Raw genomic sequence first — 16,404 nt, 5'->3', positions numbered from 1 at the left:
GAAAAGCCCCCGGTCAGCGTGGGGCTGGGCACCTGCAAGATGGCCACGACACTGATTGCCGGTGACACCACCATCTATCGGCCATGCCGCAGTCGTTCCACGACTACACCGACAGGCCGAGCACACCGGCCGCTACATCGCGGCCCGGATGGATGACGACCACTAACTGGAACTCCCGAAAAAGCCACGCGGCCCGCGAAAGTGCGGGCCGCGTTTTATGTCTGCTCTGTCCCGCGCCATGGATAACGCGGCCGCAGATGCTGACCGACATCGGTCCTGACGAATTACTCACCGGCGCAACACGTTTGCGTCGTTCTCATCACGCCACTCGCAAGGAGGAATTATGCCTGATCCGGATGCTTTCAAACCTGATTGGAAACTCGGTACCGAACCCGGCCCGGCACAACCCAGCATTCACACCAGCCCTCCTTCGGCCCGATCCGGCAGTAGTGATCCAGACGCTTTCAAACCCGACCCCGCGCTGACCCGGCCGGGATCCAACCGGTCGGGCGATCCCTCGCCGGTCACCACAGCCCAGGTCAAAGGTTTATACGGCACACCGAATTCGACAACGACGATCGATCAGTTCGGCCACAAGATCACCACCACCGTCCAACTCGACGGATCGATCATCAAAGTCACCCAGGGCGGCGGATCCGACGGCGCCGACAAGCCATGGACACGCACCGAAATCCTGTTCCCCCGGAGACGGGTCGTCAGCCGATCCTCGACTACCGCGAGAAGGGCATCACCACCGGATACTGGGACAACCCCGACGCCACGACCACCCGCCTGGTCGACCGAAACGACACCCTCGAAGTCCAGATCAGCAGCCTCGGCAACCGTGACAACATGGAAATGCCGTGGGACCGAACCTTTTCGGTCGACCCGCAGGGCAAGCTGACAACCACCACCGACACCAAGGGCATCATCACCATCGAAAGCAGTGATCAGCCCGGTGTCAAGAAATACACCCAGCGCCGCCCGGACGGCAGCGACCACGTCGTCACCACCACCAACGGTCTGGTCACCGCGGTAGATGATTACGGTCTCGACTCGACCGGCAACTATGTGCATACCCGGATCACCAACAGTCCCGACGGACCGGTCCGCACCGAATTCGATCGGCCCCAACCCGGTGGGCAACGCGTCACCCAAACCCTCGGCGACGGTTCCACCGCCACCTACTACATCTACCCCGACGGATCACGCACACCTCCCGCCCGCAGCAGCGTTCCGCTGGACCGCGACGGCGTGCAGGGCGCGATCGATCTGGCCAACGGCATCAAAACCGATTTCGGTATCGCCGGAGACTGGGTCTACAACCACCTCTACGGCCCGATGGCCGATCTCGCCACACTGACCCCCCAACCCGATGGCTCGCTGCGTCCCACCACCACCCACCGCGCACCCGAACACAGTGCGGTCGAGAACATCCTCGCCGCGATCGACGTCGTCTCACTCGTCGGTGGCGTCACCGAGCTCGGGATCAACGCCACCGAACGCGCCACCGCCCTCGCCATCGGCTCCCGCACCGCCCGCACCGCCCTCGCCAACGGCGCAACCCGCGAAGAAGCCATCGCACTGGCCCGCCAAGCCATCAACAGATTCGAAAACCTGCCACCCCAACTGAAAGACCGCATCACACAGTCCACCACCACCCCCGACGCACCAGGCTTCCCGAAAACAGTCGAACCGGTGCCGGAAGTGCGGGATCTGCCAGGGGTGAAGCCTCAGCCAATGTCCAACGGGCGGCGGATTCAGATCGCCGATGGCGAAGGTATCCTCGCCGAGACGATGATCGGTGGCCCGGATTCGGAAACGCCGACCTTCGCACAGCTCGTATTGGGAGACCTGCCGGCGGATGATCCCGCACGCCAACGGGCCGCGCAGGTAGTCGGCGGAACCGCGAAATTCAATAACAACGCCGTCAACGCCGGAATGCAGCAACGCGCCCTTCAATGGGCGATGAACCAAGCCGGTCCCGGAAATCCGCGAAAATTCGCGAACGCGTACGAATACTATAAGGGGAAATACCAAGAAGCATACGACAGTGTGGACCCTAAAGACATTCTGAAAGGTGAAAACAAAGATTCGGTAGCCGCCAAGCGTTTGGATGACTATCAGGTCACGAAAAATCTTGAAGAGGACATAGAGACTGTTCGGCGTAGCGGCAAAGGTGCCGTTGATCTGCGCCCATGGATGTCGCAACGGGATGTGGTAGCGATGCTGCGGCAGAACCAGAGTCTCGGATTCGGTGACGAGTTCGGTAGTGCTTACCACGCTCTCAGGCACTGGAAAAACATGCCCGACTCGGAGAAGGAGCTTTTGCCGAGCCGAATCGAGGCGTATCAGAACAGCGCCGACCTCACCGTTCGTGAAGGCAGACTGGTCGGAATCTACCCGAGGGACGGGGTGATGAAGTATGTCTTCCAACGAGATGTGATCGTCAAGGGGAAGCCGAACATCGTCGAAACCATCGTGAACGTCACTCCGGACGGAAGGGCGATGATCGCCACATACGGGCAACCGACAGCAGTCAAACCAGGGCCCGACGGTACAGCACCACCAGAGATTGTGCCCGACCCAGGAATGAGCCAGCGATACCCGCCATCGCCCTGGTCATCGGGTAAGGCATGGTCCAATGGACTGGTGCCGCCCAGTCTCGCGCTACCGCCGATACTGGGGATGCGTCCGGGGCTCGATCGACCCGCTGTCACCGAACCGAGGCGAGATTCCTTCTCGACCACCGCCCTCGCGCCGCAGTCATGGATCGACAATCTCATCGGTTCGATCCGCCACACAGTGGCCTCGACTCCGGCACCGTCACCGATCCTGGAGGTTCAACCGATCAGCACAGTACAAGATGGGAAGCTGAACCAATCCCTAACAGTCAACATCAATTCCCATCGGCGCAAATCCGAAGCATCCGACGCTGAGATGGCCCGCGTCATAGCCTACGGTGCTCACATCAAATAAGTCTTGGAAACCAAACTGGAGCTGTTACTGTGACATCCAATTATTCAGACAAGGTGGTTCGCTCATGAGATTTGGTACGACTAAAGAGTCGATGCGGGAAGCCCTGCGTCTTTTCGACTTGTCGAAAGAGTACGCCGACTCCGGCAGCGAGCGTCATCTCTCCACACGGTGGGGCACCTTCGAGAACGCCATGTCCGAGCTGATCGGTGTTCAGGTCGGTGGTGGCGACCCAGTATCGGATACCGAGCTAGCAGAGTTTCGCTCCGAGGTGATTTCGCGGATCGATGCCGATCGCCACGCATTTTCTGTCTGTATCGGCCACGCGCTCGACAGCGCGGTGACCGGCAGGTGGGAAGAGGCGTTTATCCGTCGTTCGGCGATTCAATTGCTGCTGGACGATTATCCAGGATCATCGGATCTTCTGTACGATCAAAATCTCGACGAGCTGAAGGAAATGGACGAGATACTCCGGAGCAGTGCGGAATACGCGGACGATGTCCCGGATTATCCGATGCTGCGTGGTCTGCCCCCCACCCATTGGTGGTGGCCGTTCCTCGCAGCGTAGTGATGTGGCAGTGAGATCGCTCAACAACGCTGCGGGGCAGCTTGATTCGGGTTTTCGTGACGAACGAAATTGCGGGATTTCAAGTCCTGGCGATCAAGCGGGGCAGTTCCCGATCAGGTTCTGGACGGTGCTCGGGCAGAGGCACGCGCCCTCACTGTTACGCGAGCCCGGTCACCGACGACCGCCCATGATCCACACCGGGATCCGGCTATCGGGTAACCGCAGGTTGAAACATCAGGAACTCCAGGTTCGGATGATGGGCGCACGCCTAACAAAAGCCAGCGTCTGGCAGCAAGAGCCACCGACCCAAAACTCAGACGATGCGACCGAGCGCGATGCCGGGCACCCCCAAATGCCCGACACAGGGAGAAGGGAGTGCTTCCGAACCCCCTTCTCCTCCAGGCCGATCCGCTAACCCACGACCTCGACCACACACATGCGCCGAGCACCAAAACAATCGATAACCAGGCACTTTCACAGCGTTCGAACCGAAAGGGGAACACACCCCGCCTTGACCGAAAACGATTGTCAACACCAACTGGCGATTCCAGTCAACATCCCAGTCAACAAATCCTGTTGACGAAAAAAGCCGCAGAACAGAGAAAACACCCTCTGACCTGCGGCTCTACGGCACTACATCTGTGGGCGAAGGGGGACTTGAACCCCCACGTCCCGAAGGACACTGGCACCTGAAGCCAGCGCGTCTGCCATTCCGCCACTCGCCCGAGCGACTGGGAGACAGTATCACGCGGGTCTGCGAGACACGAAATCGCCTGTTGACGGCACTCGAGTGCGGTCCGGACAGGCGCGGGAACCCAGGCTGGCTTCCGGGAGTTACAGGTGTGGACGATCGTGGATATCATGCAATGAACGTGGTCGATACGCGACACGCCATATGTACGTGTCGTTGTTATGAATAATCAGACACGCACCGAAGGGAGGCCGAGATGGGCATCGTTTCTCGATTCGAACGTCGCCTGCAAGGCGCCGTCGGTGACGTGTTCGCCAGAGCCTTCGGGGGCAGTGTCGTTCCCCAGGAGGTGGAAGCGGCACTCAAGCAGGAAGCCGCCGACAATATCCAGGATCTGGGTGGCGGACATCTGTTGGCGCCCAACAGTTATGTGATCACCATCAACACCTCTGATCACCAACAACTCGACGCCGACCACGACCTCACCACCCGCGCGTTCGCCAAACACCTTCAGGACTACATCCGCGAGCAAGGCTGGCAGACCTACGGCGAAGTACACGTGGCATTCGAGGCATCACCTACGCTGCACACCGGACAGTTCAGGGCGAGCGGTCGGGTCGATCCCGACATCGGCCGCAGAGCCACCCCGGCTCGCAGCCCCGAACCCACGCCACAACGACCTGCACACCCGCAACCAGGAGCTGGCCCCATGACGCAGAACTCAGGCTACGACCCAAGCCGTGAGCCCGCGGAGTCCGATCCACGCAACCGCGGGTACGCACCGCCGCCTGCGGGGCGGCCCGGGCCGCCGAACGGTGCGTACCGCGACGACTACGGCCGGGGCGGCGCGCCCTACGGCGGTGGCTCCGACTACCAGGCACCGGACTCGCAACAGGGTTACGGCGACTATCAGAACGGCTACGACTACCAGCAGGGTGGCCAGGGCTACGGCCAGCAGGCCTACCAGGAGCCCGGTTACGGGCAGCAGGGCTATGGCGAGCGCGGCGGCTACGGCCAGCAGCAGGGTGGCTACGCCGATCAGGACTACGGCCAGCAGGGCTACCAGGAGCCCGGTTACGGGCAGCAGGGTTACGGCGAACAGGGCTATGGCCAGCAGGGCCAGCAGGGCCAGCAGGGCCAGCAGGGCTACGCGCAGCAGGGTTACGGCGAGCAGGGCTACGCCGACCAGGGTGGTTACGGTCAGCAGCCGGGCTACGGCCAGCAGGGCTACGCGCAGTCCGGATACGGCGAACAGGGCTACGCGGAACCCGGTTACGGCGAGCCGGGCTACGCCGCGCCCGAGGAGCAGGGCGGCTATGGCCAGGCCTACTCGCAACAGCCCGGCTACGGCGCGCAGGGCGGCGGCTACCAGGCCCCCGCACCCGTGTACGGCGGTGGCGCACAAGCCGGTTCGGGCTATTCCGCGACGCTGCAGCTCGACGACGGCAGTGGCCGCACCTACCAGCTCCGCGAGGGCAGCAACATCATCGGCCGCGGTCAGGATGCGCACTTCCGGCTGCCGGATACCGGAGTTTCTCGCAGGCACATCGAGGTTCGCTGGGACGGGCAGACCGCGATGCTCTCGGATCTGGGTTCGACCAACGGCACGCTGGTCAACGGCTCCCCGGTTCAGGACTGGCAGCTGGCCGATGGCGACGTCATCCGCGCCGGGCACTCCGAGATCCTGATCCGTATCGTCTGATCCCGTAAGCTCGCGGTGCAGGTCACGACATGGCGTACAGGGATTCTGCGGCCGTATCGTGATCGAACTCGACCCACGGCCCTATGATGCTGCCAACACACGCGCGTCGCCAGGACCGGGGCTCGCGAAACCAGCAGGCCGGTGGGGGCGAACTCGCACCTCCGGCACCGACGTACACGGTCGAACAGGAGGTGGAGCGCCGTGCAGGGACTGATCCTGCAATTGACCCGTGCGGGGTTCCTGCTGCTGTTGTGGTTATTCGTGTGGGCGGTATTGCGCACCCTGCGCAGCGACATCTACGCGGCATCCGGCATCCGGATCCAGCCCAGGGCCGCACGCGGTTCCGCGGTGCTGCCGTCTTTCAGCCGAGGCCAGAAGGGCGCCAAATTTCTTGTGGTGACTCAAGGTTCACTCGCCGGCACTCGCATCTCGCTCGGCACCCAACCGGTGCTGATCGGACGTGCGGACGACTCAACGCTGGTACTCACCGATGATTACGCCTCGACCAGACATGCGCGGCTCTCACCGCGCGGTGACGACTGGTACGTCGAAGACCTCGGCTCGACGAACGGCACCTACCTCGACCGCGCGAAAGTCACCACCGCAGTCCGAGTTCCACTCGGAACCCCCGTCCGTGTCGGCAAAACAGTGATCGAGCTGCGATCGTGACACTTGTTCTCCGCTACGCAGCGCGCAGCGACCGCGGTCTTGTCCGAGGCAACAACGAGGACTCCGTCTATGCGGGCGCACGGCTGCTCGCACTAGCCGACGGTATGGGCGGCCACGCCGCCGGCGAGGTGGCATCGCAGTTGATGATCGCCGCGCTCGCCCACCTCGACGACGACGAGCCCGGCGACGATCTGCTCGGCAAGCTCAATACCGCCGTCCACGAGGGCAATGGCGCCATTGCCGATCACGTCGAGGAAGAGCCCGAACTCGACGGCATGGGCACCACGCTCACCGCGATCCTGTTCGCGGGCAAGAAACTCGGCCTGGTCCACATCGGCGACTCGCGCGCCTATCTGCTGCGCGGCGGCGAGCTGGCCCAGATCACCCGCGACGACACCTTCGTCCAGTCGCTGGTCGACGAGGGCCGGATCACGCCCGAGCAGGCGCATACCCATCCGCAGCGCTCGCTGATCATGCGCGCCCTCACCGGCAACGAGATCGAGCCGACGCTGATCATGCGCGAGGCCCGGGCCGGCGATCGCTATCTGCTGTGCTCCGACGGACTCTCCGATGTGGTCAGCGATGAGACCATCGCCAACACCATGCGCGAGGGCAGCACCGACGAATGTGCTGATCGGCTCATCGAACTCGCCTTGCGCAGCGGCGGCCCGGACAACGTCACCGTGGTCGTCGCCGATGTCATCGATCTGGACTACGGGCAGAGCCACCCGATCGTGGCGGGCGCGGCCTCGGGTCAGGACGAGGACTCCCCGCCGCCGAATACCGCCGCCGGTCGGGCCGCCGCGATGCGTCCGCCGCGGGCCGAACCACGCCGGGCCGCCGCCACACCGGAGACGCCGCCGCAGAGCAAATCGCACAAGTTGCGGTGGATCCTGCTCGCGGTCGCCCTGGTGCTGGCCGCAGCGGTCGGATTGCTGGTCGGCTACAACATGATTCGCAGCAACTACTACGTCGGCGCGGATAACGACAAGGTCGTCATCATGCGCGGGCTGCCGGGTTCGGTGCTGGGTTATTCGATCCACGAGGTCGAGACGATCGGCTGTGTCGACCCGACCGGCGCCCTCACCCTGAAGCAGCCGGGCGAGACGCTGCCGCCGAAGTGCAAGTCGCTCAAGGTTTCCGATCTCAAGCAGACCGGGCACGACCAGGTGGACAAGGGGCTGCCGCCGGGTTCGCTGGACGAGGCGCGCAAGCAGATGCAGATGCTGGCGCGCAACGAGCTGCTGCCCGTCTGTCCGACCAAGGAGTCGGTACCGCAGCCCGGCGTCGTGCCGCCGAGCGAGCCGCCCGCGCAGCCCGGGGTCCCCGCGCCGACGACGGTCGCCCCGACCACCGAGAACCGGCCGCCCGCGCCCGAACCGCAGCCGAGTGAGACCAAGGGCCCCGACGCCAAGACCCCGACGGCGGCGACGTCGCCGAACCCCCAGACGGCGGGGGAACCTTGCCGGGTGACGGACTGATGTCCGCTCCGGCACCGCCGTCCGCTGGGGCTTTTCCCAGTCCGCCCGGCGGATTCGCGCCAGCGCCGCCACCGTCGACGAAGCGCAATGCCGAACTCGTATTGCTCGCCGGTGCGACGGGCATTGTCACCGTTTCGCTGTTTCTGGTCGAGGCGAGTCAGGAACAATCGGTCACCTGGGATATCGCCAAGTACGGTCTCGCCTATCTGGCCCTGTTCGCGGTCGCGCATCTCGCGGTGCGCCGCTTCGCACCGTTCGCCGATCCACTGCTCTTACCGATCGCCGCGCTGCTGAACGGACTCGGCCTGGTGCTGATCCATCGGCTCGATCTCGCCGACGCGCAGACCGCCGCTTACAACTCGTGGCCGATCCCCTCCCCCGACGCCAATCAACAGGTCCTGTGGACCGGTCTGGGGATGATCATCTTCATCGCGATTCTGGTCGTGCTGAGCGATTACCGCACGCTGGCCAAATACGGCTACACCCTGGGCTTGACAGGCCTTGTCGCGCTGGCGATTCCGGCACTGCTGCCCGGGGCGTATTCGGAGACCAACGGTTCCAAGATCTGGATCAGGCTACCCGGATTGAGTGTGCAGCCGGGTGAGTTCGCGAAGATCCTGCTGATCATCTTCTTCGCCTCGGTGCTGGTGGCCAAGCGCGATCTGTTCACCGCGGCCGGTCGGCATTTCCTCGGCATGGAGTTCCCGCGCGCCCGCGACCTCGGACCGATTCTGGTGGTCTGGATCGTCTGCATCGGCGTGCTGGTCTTCGAAAAGGACCTCGGCACCTCGCTGTTGATCTTCAGCACGGTACTGGTGATGCTCTACATCGCGACCGAGCGGGTCGGCTGGCTCGTCATCGGCGGCGTGCTGCTGACCATCGGATTCTTCTTCGCCTACCAGGCCTTCAGCCATGTCCGGGTGCGCACTCAGACCTGGCTGCACCCGTTCGCGGATTACAACAACACCGGCTACCAGATCTCACAGTCGCTGTTCGGCCTGGCCACCGGTGGATTGGCGGGCACCGGCCTCGGCAGCGGACGGCCCTCGCAGGTGCCCTTCGCCAAGACCGACTTCATCATTACCACCATCGGCGAGGAACTCGGCCTGTTCGGGCTGGCCGCGGTGCTGCTGCTGTTCCTGGTTTTCGTGGTGCGCGGCCTGCGGACCGCGCTCGCCGTGCGCGACAGCTTCGGCAAGCTGCTGGCCGCCGGGTTGTCGTTCACCATCGCGATCCAATTGTTCGTGGTGGTCGGCGGTGTCACCAAACTGATTCCGCTGACCGGTCTCACCACCCCGTTCATGTCCTACGGCGGTTCGTCGCTGCTGGCCAACTACGCGCTGCTGGCATTGCTGATCAAGGTCTCCGACGCGGCACGTGCCCCGGCGCCGGTGCGCAAGAAGGATCCGGTGGCCCCGATCGCGGATGCGACCACCGAGCTTCTGCGCAAACCGGAAGCGAGGCCGCAGGAATGAACACGCCGCTACGACGAGTCGCGGTCGCGGTGATGCTCATGATCGTCGCCCTGCTGCTCAACGCCACCTATGTGCAGGTGATCAAAGCCGACGACTACCGCACCGATCCACGCAACTCGCGCGTGCTGCTCGACGAATACGCCCGCCAGCGCGGACAGATCTCCGCGGGCGGCACCGTGCTGGCCAGTTCGGTCGCCACCGACGACCGCTACAAGTACCTGCGCACCTACCCCACCGATCCCGAGGCGTATGCACCGGCCACCGGCTTCTACTCGATGCAGTACGGCAGCACGGGGCTGGAGCGCGCCGAGGACACGGTGCTCAACGGTTCGGACAATTCGCTGTTCGGACGCCGCCTGATCGATATGATCTCCGGCCGTGATCCGCGCGGCGGCAATGTGCTCACCACGCTGGATCCGATGATGCAGCAGGTCGCCTACGAACAGCTGACCGCAAAGGGCTATACGGGTTCCGTGGTGGCGATCGAGCCCAGTACCGGCAAGATTCTCACCATGGTGTCCACCCCCAGCTACGACCCGAACCTGTTGTCCGGGCACGATGGCGCCCAGGGCACCAAGTCCTGGGAAGAGCTGAGTGCGGACCAGCGCCAACCCATGTTGAATCGTGCTGTGTCGCAGACCTATCCGCCGGGCTCCACCTTCAAGGTGGTCGTCACCGCCGCCGCGTTGGCCAACGGCACCGCAACCCCGGACGACCAGTTCACCGCAGCGCCGAACATCACGTTGCCGGGGACGAACACGACGCTGGAGAACTACAACGGAGCCACCTGTGGCAGCGGCCCCACCGCAACGCTCACCGAGGCATTCCGCAGATCCTGCAATACCGCATTCGTCGAACTCGGTCTCAAGGTCGGCTCGTCCAACCTCAAGGACGAGGCCGCCGCATTCGGAATCGGGGCGCACCGTGGCATCCCGATTCCGGTGGCGGAGAGCACCGTCGGCACGATTCCGGACAATGCCGCACTGGCTCAGAGCAGCATCGGTCAGCGCGATGTCGCGCTCACCCCACTGGACAACGCGGTCATCGCCGCGACCGTCGCCAACGGCGGCGTCCGCATGGAGCCGTACCTGGTCGACCAACTGCAGGGACCCGATCTGAGCGAACTCTCGAAAAATAAACCGGTCTCGGTCGGCCAAGCTGTCAGCGCCCAGGTAGCGTCGACGCTGACCAACCTGATGATCGCGTCGGAGGACAACACCGTCGGACACGGCCAGACCCGGTATCAAATCGCCTCTAAGACCGGAACCGCCGAACACGGAAGCAATCCGCGCAATACGCCACCACACGCCTGGTACATCGCCTTCGCGCCCGCGCAGAACCCCAAGATCGCCATCGCGGTGATCGTGGAGAACGGCGGCGACCGGGCGTTGGCCGCCACTGGTGGCTCGGTGGCCGCGCCGATTGCCCGCGCGGTGCTGGACGCCGGTTTGCGAGGGCGCTGAGAGATTATGAACGTGCGAGTGGATGTACGGGGGCCGGGATGCTGAACAACGGTGCGATGATCGCCGACCGATATCGCCTGCAACGCCTGATCGCCACGGGCGGTATGGGGCAGGTCTGGGAGGCGCTCGACACCCGACTGGACCGCCGGGTCGCGGTGAAGGTGCTCAAGTCGGAGTTCTCAGCCGACCCGACCTTCCGACACCGGTTCCGCAGTGAGGCCAAGACCACGGCCCAGCTGAATCACCCGGGTATCGCCGGAATCTACGACTACGGCGAGACCATGGATCCCAGCGGCGGGGAAACCGCCTATCTGGTCATGGAATTGGTGCAGGGCGAACCGCTCAATACGGTGCTGAACCGGCTCGGGCGACTTTCGGTGGCCCAGGGTCTGGACATGCTGGAGCAGACCGGTCGCGCGCTCGAGGTCGCACACGCTGCCGGCGTCGTGCACCGGGACGTCAAGCCGGGCAATATCCTCGTCACGCCGACCGGTCAGGTGAAGATCACCGACTTCGGCATCGCCAAGGCCGTCGACGCCTCCCCGGTCACTAAGACCGGCATGGTGATGGGCACCGCCCAATACATCGCGCCCGAGCAGGCGGTCGGCGAGGACGCGACCGCGGCCAGTGACGTGTACGCACTCGGTGTGGTCGGTTACGAGGCATTGGCCGGGCAGCGCCCGTTCAGCGGCGACGGCGCGATCACCGTCGCGATGAAACATGTGCGCGAGGCCCCGCCGCCGATGCCGTCCGATCTGCCGCCCAATGTGCGCGAGCTGATCGAGATCACCATGGGCAAGGATCCGGCCCTGCGCTATGCCAGCGGCGGCGAATTCGCCGATGCCGTCGCCGCCGTGCGCGCCGGACGGCGTCCACCACCGCCGGTCACCACCGCGGGACCGACGGCAACCGGTGCGACCCGGGTGCTGCCGCCGGGCCCGACCGTGATTCTGCCGTCGCATGACCACGATGGCCCGACGGTCCGGTACAACACCCCGGCCACGCCGATGGGTGTAGGCGGCGTCGCTTCGACCAGACAGTCGCCCGCAGGCGCGCCCAGGACCGTGATGAGTTCCGGCGCCACCCGCACCAACCCAGGGCCCGGTCCGGAGACCTCGAAATTCACCACCGGCCAGAAGGTCGGCGCGGCCGTGGCCGTCGGCGCGGTGCTGCTCGTCGGACTCGTTTTGTGGCTGCTCTTCGGCGGCGATACCAATCCGGATACCGTGCGCCCGGTCACCACCACCACGAAGGTCGCGCCGCCGCCGGTCACGACGCCGCCGACGACCACAACCGAGGCGCCGACGACCGTCGTCACCACGACCAGACCGGCCCCGCCACCGCCACCGACCCAGGAACCGACGACGACAACGCAGCCGCCGACCACAGCGCCGAGTACCACAGCGCCGAGTACGACGAAGTCGTCGAAAACGACGAGTCCGTCCACCACCACAAGAGGCTCGTGGTTCCCTACGCTCGATTTACCATTTCCGGATAGTCCCGGTGCCCGAGGACCCTCGGCCACTCCAGGCGCTGCTACTCCGCAAGGACAACCATGACGACCCCGAAGAATCTCTCCTCCCGCTACGAGCTGGGTGAGATCATCGGGTTCGGCGGCATGTCCGAAGTCCACAAGGCGCGCGATCTCCGGCTCAGCCGGGACGTCGCGATCAAGGTGTTGCGTGCCGACTTGGCCCGCGACCCGACGTTCTACCTGCGCTTCAAGCGCGAGGCACAGAACGCCGCCGCACTGAATCATCCGGCCATCGTCGCGGTCTACGACACCGGCGAGGCGGAGGTGGACGGCGGTCCGCTGCCGTACATCGTGATGGAGTACGTCGACGGTGACACGCTGCGTGACATCGTGCGCGGCAAGGGTCCGATACCGCCGCGCCGGGCCATGGAGGTCGTCGCCGACGTCTGCGCCGCACTGGATTTCAGCCATAAGGCCGGAATCGTGCACCGCGATATGAAGCCCGCCAACATCATGATCAACCGGGCCGGGGCCGTGAAGGTGATGGACTTCGGCATCGCGCGCGCGATCGCAGACAGCTCCAACCCGATGACCCAGACCGCAGCGGTTATCGGTACCGCGCAATATCTTTCGCCCGAGCAAGCGCGCGGTGAGACCGTCGACGCCCGCTCGGATGTCTATTCCGTCGGCTGTGTGCTGTTCGAAATCCTCACCGGCGAGCCGCCTTTCACCGGCGACTCGCCGATCGCCGTTGCCTACCAGCACGTCCGGGAGGATCCGCGGCTGCCATCGCATGTCCACAACGGAGTGCCGCGCGAGCTGGATTCCGTCGTGCTCAAGGCGATGAGCAAGAATCCGGCCAACCGGTACCAGTCGGCCGCCGAGATGCGTGCCGATCTGATCCGGGTGCTCGGCGGGCAGAAGCCCAGCGCGCCGATGGTGATGACCGATGAGGACCGCACCACCATCCTCGGCTCGAACGAACCTGGGCCGCGCAACTTCCGCACCGTCGAACGCAATGACGACACCGCCGAGCAGGAACCCGCCGAACCGGCGAGTCCACGCCGCAATCTCTATATCGCGCTCGGCGCCGCCGCCGCGGTCATCGTTGCGTTCGCCCTGTTCTGGGTTCTGATCGGACCGGGCGCACGCCCGGATCAGGTCGCCATACCCGACCTTTCGAACAAATCCACGCAACAGGCCCAGGACTCGCTGCAGAAGCTCGGCTTCACGGTGGCCATCCAGCAAAAGCCGGATAACAAGGTCGCCACCGGCAATGTCATCTCCACTCAGCCGCTCGGCGGCTCCCGGGTCGACAAGGGCAGCACGATCACCGTGCAGGTCTCCAGCGGGCCGGCGCAGGTGCAGATTCCTCGGCTCGACGGCATGACCCAGGAGCAGGCGGAGCAGCAGCTGAACGCCAGTGGCTTGCGGATGGATCCGAGCGTGCAGCGCAAGCCGTCGAGTGCGCAGGAGACGGACAAGGTGATCGGCACCGATCCCTCGGCGGGCTCGCGCGTCGATGTCGACCGGGCCATCGTCGTGATTCTCGGCTCCGGACCGGAGCAGATCCGAGTGCCGAATGTGGTCGGTCAGGACATCAGTGTCGCGCAGCCGAATCTGGTGGACAGCGCCGGTTTCAAGATCAACATCCAGGAGGTGCCGTCCTCGAAGCCCAAGGGCGAGGTGCTCTCTACCAACCCGGCGGGCGGCACCAGCGCGGACAAAGGATCGACGGTCACCGTGCAGGTCTCCAGCGGCGACATCGTCATGCCGAGCCTGGTCGGCCTGACCACGGCGCAGGCGGTGGACAAACTGCGGCAGGCGGGTTGGACCGGCACATCGGCACAGATCAGCCAGACCACCCAGGGCACCTTCGATACCAACAGCGTCGGCCGGGTCGTCAGCCAGCAGCCCGCGGCCGGATCGGCGATCGCGAAGAACGGAACGGTGTCGATCACCACCTACGTCCTCGGTCCGCCGTAACCGCGGCCAACCTGGCGACAATCAGTTCAGCGAATTCGTCACCGCGGTCTACGGCGGGCGGTCACGCCGATCAGGAAAGATCCAGGTGGCGATTCATCGACATCGCCGCCTCGGCCAGCTCCGCCAACTCGACCACCTCGACGCCGTGCTTCCGCAATTGCTCCACCCCGACGCAGTTGGTCACGAAGGTCGTCGGTTCTCGCCAGGCGATGACGACGCGCGGAATCCCGGCCCGCAGAATTCGGTCGGTGCACGGGAGCCGGGTCGCGGTGGCGCGCTGCGAACACGGTTCCAGGGTGCTGTAGATCGTCGCTCGCGCCAGCCGAGGATCGTCCGCGTCGAGCTTGTCGAGTGCGGACTCCTCGGCATGGACCTTCTCATCGGTCTCGCGCGAGTAGCCGGTCGAGATCTCGACGCCGTCGGCCACGATGACCGCACCGACAGAGAACGCGGTCGGACTGGGCGGGCACAGCCGCGCCAGTTCGATTGCCCGGCGCATGAATCGGATATCGGTCTGTTCCTCGGACTCGCGCGGCAGGTAGCGCAGCAATGCAATATCCCCGATCCGAGTGATATCGGCCAGGTGCATTCGGCGGGCCGGGTAGCTCGCGGGGCCGAGAAAGCGCGGCGCCGCGGCATGTCCGACGACGACCGGCGCGACCGCCATCTGCAATTCGTCGGCCAGGTCCGCCGCGAGAAACTGCGTGTGGATGCGGGTGCCGCCCTCGACCATGAGCCGGGCGATGCCGCGGCGGCCGAGATCGTCGAGCAATGCTGCGAGGTCGATATCGGCACCGAGCGGAACCACCTCCGCCAGACCTGCCAACCGATCGCCGAGCTTCGTCGCACCGGTGTGTGTGGTGTAGACGAGTTTGTCACCGCCGCAGTGCCAGAACCGCAGCTCGGGATCCAGATCACCGCGTGCGCTGACGGCGATCTTCAACGGGTACTCCGGTTTTCCGGCCGCGATGCGCGCCGCCCGGCGGTCCGCACTGTCGACCAGCAACCGTGGATTGTCGCGCCGCAGCGTCTGCGCACCGATCAGGATCGCGTCGGACTCGGCACGCACCTGATCCACCCGATCGAAATCCGCGGCATTGGACAGCTTCAGCCGCTCCGGGCTCGCATCGTCGATATATCCGTCGACACTGACCGCGACGGACAGCAGCACATAGGGCCGACGCGTCACTGGGTCACCAGTGCCGCGACCTCCGCCTCCAGCATCTCCACCAGTCCCTCGGACGGGCGCTCGCCGCATACCTCCAGCCAGTTCGCCAACATCCGGTGCCCGCCCTGGGTCAGCACCGATTCGGGATGAAACTGCACGCCGTGAATCGGCAGGCTCCGATGCCGCATGGCCATCACGATCCCGGACTCGGTGCGCCCGATCACCTCGATATCCGAGGGCAGTGTGTCCTCGAGGACGGTGAGCGAGTGGTATCTGGTCGCGGTGAACGGGTCGGGCAGACCGGCCAGCACGCCCGCGCCGAGATGGAAGACCGAGCTGGTCTTGCCGTGCAGCAGCTCCGGCGCGCGAGTCACGGTGCCGCCGAACGCCTCTCCGATGGCCTGATGGCCCAGGCACACCCCGAGTAGCGGAATGCCGTGCCGGGTGCACGCATGCACCAGATCGATGCTCGCACCCGCCCGATCCGGAGTGCCGGGTCCCGGGCTGATGAGAATGCCGTCGTATTCGGTGACGACCGCGTCCAGATCGGCCAACTTCGCGTCGTCATTGCGCCAGACCACGGCCTCGGCACCCAACTGGCCGAGGTACTGCACCAGGTTGAACACGAAGCTGTCGTAGTTGTCGACGACCAGTACACGCATGCTGTCGAGATTACGTGGCGACCCGGCGGACCGTCGCCCGCATTACCAGTTGGGATAGCCTAGAGGCAGACCGGAGGGGACCTGAGCCC

General features: G+C 64.8%; 13 protein-coding genes and 1 tRNA gene. 10 read left to right on the top strand and 4 right to left on the bottom strand.

The genetic code is table 11. From position 1 onward, the window contains the following. Nucleotides 1-257 precede the first annotated feature (257 nt). Nucleotides 258-485, top strand: coding sequence for a hypothetical protein (locus ACQPXH_RS00170; RefSeq protein ID WP_433600323.1), 228 nt, complete (start codon nucleotides 258-260; stop codon nucleotides 483-485). A gap of 97 nt (nucleotides 486-582) precedes the next feature. On the opposite strand, the gene ACQPXH_RS00165 is transcribed toward ACQPXH_RS00170, so the two are convergent. After that, nucleotides 583-1,077, bottom strand: coding sequence for a hypothetical protein (locus tag ACQPXH_RS00165; RefSeq protein WP_433600322.1), 495 nt, complete (start codon nucleotides 1,075-1,077; stop codon nucleotides 583-585). A gap of 177 nt (nucleotides 1,078-1,254) precedes the next feature. Here ACQPXH_RS00165 and ACQPXH_RS00160 point away from each other — a divergent pair, with 177 nt between their 5' ends. After that, entirely contained in the window at nucleotides 1,255-2,979 is a 1,725-nt protein-coding gene (locus ACQPXH_RS00160; RefSeq protein WP_433600321.1) for a hypothetical protein, read from the top strand. Between the two features lie 91 nt (nucleotides 2,980-3,070). After that, nucleotides 3,071-3,544, top strand: a complete 474-nt coding sequence (locus tag ACQPXH_RS00155; RefSeq protein ID WP_433600320.1) for a hypothetical protein — start codon at nucleotides 3,071-3,073, stop codon at nucleotides 3,542-3,544. A gap of 642 nt (nucleotides 3,545-4,186) precedes the next feature. Here the strand turns inward: ACQPXH_RS00155 and ACQPXH_RS00150 are convergent. Beyond that, nucleotides 4,187-4,269: transfer RNA gene (locus tag ACQPXH_RS00150), tRNA-Leu, on the bottom strand. Between the two features lie 222 nt (nucleotides 4,270-4,491). Here ACQPXH_RS00150 and ACQPXH_RS00145 point away from each other — a divergent pair. The 7 genes from ACQPXH_RS00145 to pknB all read left to right on the top strand — a co-directional run bounded on the left by ACQPXH_RS00145 (nucleotide 4,492) and on the right by pknB (nucleotide 14,485). Beyond that, the gene (locus tag ACQPXH_RS00145; protein ID WP_433600319.1) at nucleotides 4,492-5,937 is read left to right on the top strand and encodes a DUF3662 and FHA domain-containing protein; all 1,446 of its coding nucleotides are present in this window, start codon (nucleotides 4,492-4,494) and stop codon (nucleotides 5,935-5,937) included. 201 nt (nucleotides 5,938-6,138) lie between these two features. Beyond that, complete coding sequence (locus ACQPXH_RS00140; RefSeq protein ID WP_014980860.1) at nucleotides 6,139-6,606, top strand: FHA domain-containing protein FhaB/FipA; 468 nt, start codon at nucleotides 6,139-6,141, stop codon at nucleotides 6,604-6,606. Next, nucleotides 6,603-8,087 carry a protein phosphatase 2C domain-containing protein gene (locus ACQPXH_RS00135; RefSeq protein ID WP_433600318.1) on the top strand — a complete coding sequence of 495 codons (1,485 nt, stop codon included), beginning with the start codon at nucleotides 6,603-6,605 and terminating at the stop codon, nucleotides 8,085-8,087. The genes ACQPXH_RS00140 and ACQPXH_RS00135 overlap by 4 nt, the downstream gene beginning before the upstream one ends. After that, on the top strand, nucleotides 8,087-9,562 hold the full coding sequence (locus ACQPXH_RS00130; RefSeq protein ID WP_433600317.1) for an FtsW/RodA/SpoVE family cell cycle protein: 1,476 nt from the start codon (nucleotides 8,087-8,089) through the stop codon (nucleotides 9,560-9,562). The genes ACQPXH_RS00135 and ACQPXH_RS00130 overlap by 1 nt, the downstream gene beginning before the upstream one ends. Beyond that, nucleotides 9,559-11,025 (top strand): peptidoglycan D,D-transpeptidase FtsI family protein, encoded by a 1,467-nt coding sequence (locus ACQPXH_RS00125; RefSeq protein ID WP_433600316.1) that lies wholly within the window; start codon nucleotides 9,559-9,561, stop codon nucleotides 11,023-11,025. Before ACQPXH_RS00130 ends, ACQPXH_RS00125 begins: the two co-directional genes overlap by 4 nt. Before the next feature lie 38 nt (nucleotides 11,026-11,063). After that, nucleotides 11,064-12,584 (top strand): protein kinase domain-containing protein, encoded by a 1,521-nt coding sequence (locus ACQPXH_RS00120; protein ID WP_433600315.1) that lies wholly within the window; start codon nucleotides 11,064-11,066, stop codon nucleotides 12,582-12,584. After that, a complete protein-coding gene (pknB, locus tag ACQPXH_RS00115; RefSeq protein ID WP_433600314.1) occupies nucleotides 12,581-14,485 on the top strand; it encodes a Stk1 family PASTA domain-containing Ser/Thr kinase in 1,905 nt (634 codons plus the stop codon). The genes ACQPXH_RS00120 and pknB overlap by 4 nt, the downstream gene beginning before the upstream one ends. A 70-nt stretch (nucleotides 14,486-14,555) precedes the next feature. Here pknB and ACQPXH_RS00110 read toward each other — a convergent pair whose 3' ends face one another. Then, complete coding sequence (locus tag ACQPXH_RS00110; protein ID WP_433600313.1) at nucleotides 14,556-15,674, bottom strand: dihydrofolate reductase family protein; 1,119 nt, start codon at nucleotides 15,672-15,674, stop codon at nucleotides 14,556-14,558. After that, nucleotides 15,671-16,315, bottom strand: coding sequence for an aminodeoxychorismate/anthranilate synthase component II (locus ACQPXH_RS00105; protein WP_433600312.1), 645 nt, complete (start codon nucleotides 16,313-16,315; stop codon nucleotides 15,671-15,673). The genes ACQPXH_RS00110 and ACQPXH_RS00105 overlap by 4 nt, the downstream gene beginning before the upstream one ends. Between the last annotated feature and the right edge of the window lie 89 nt (nucleotides 16,316-16,404).

The organism is Nocardia sp. CA-135953 (assembly GCF_050955735.1).
In the GTDB taxonomy this organism is placed as follows: domain Bacteria; phylum Actinomycetota; class Actinomycetes; order Mycobacteriales; family Mycobacteriaceae; genus Nocardia.
Note: the sequence above shows the minus strand (reverse complement) of the source record. Positions and strands in the feature narration are given on the sequence as shown.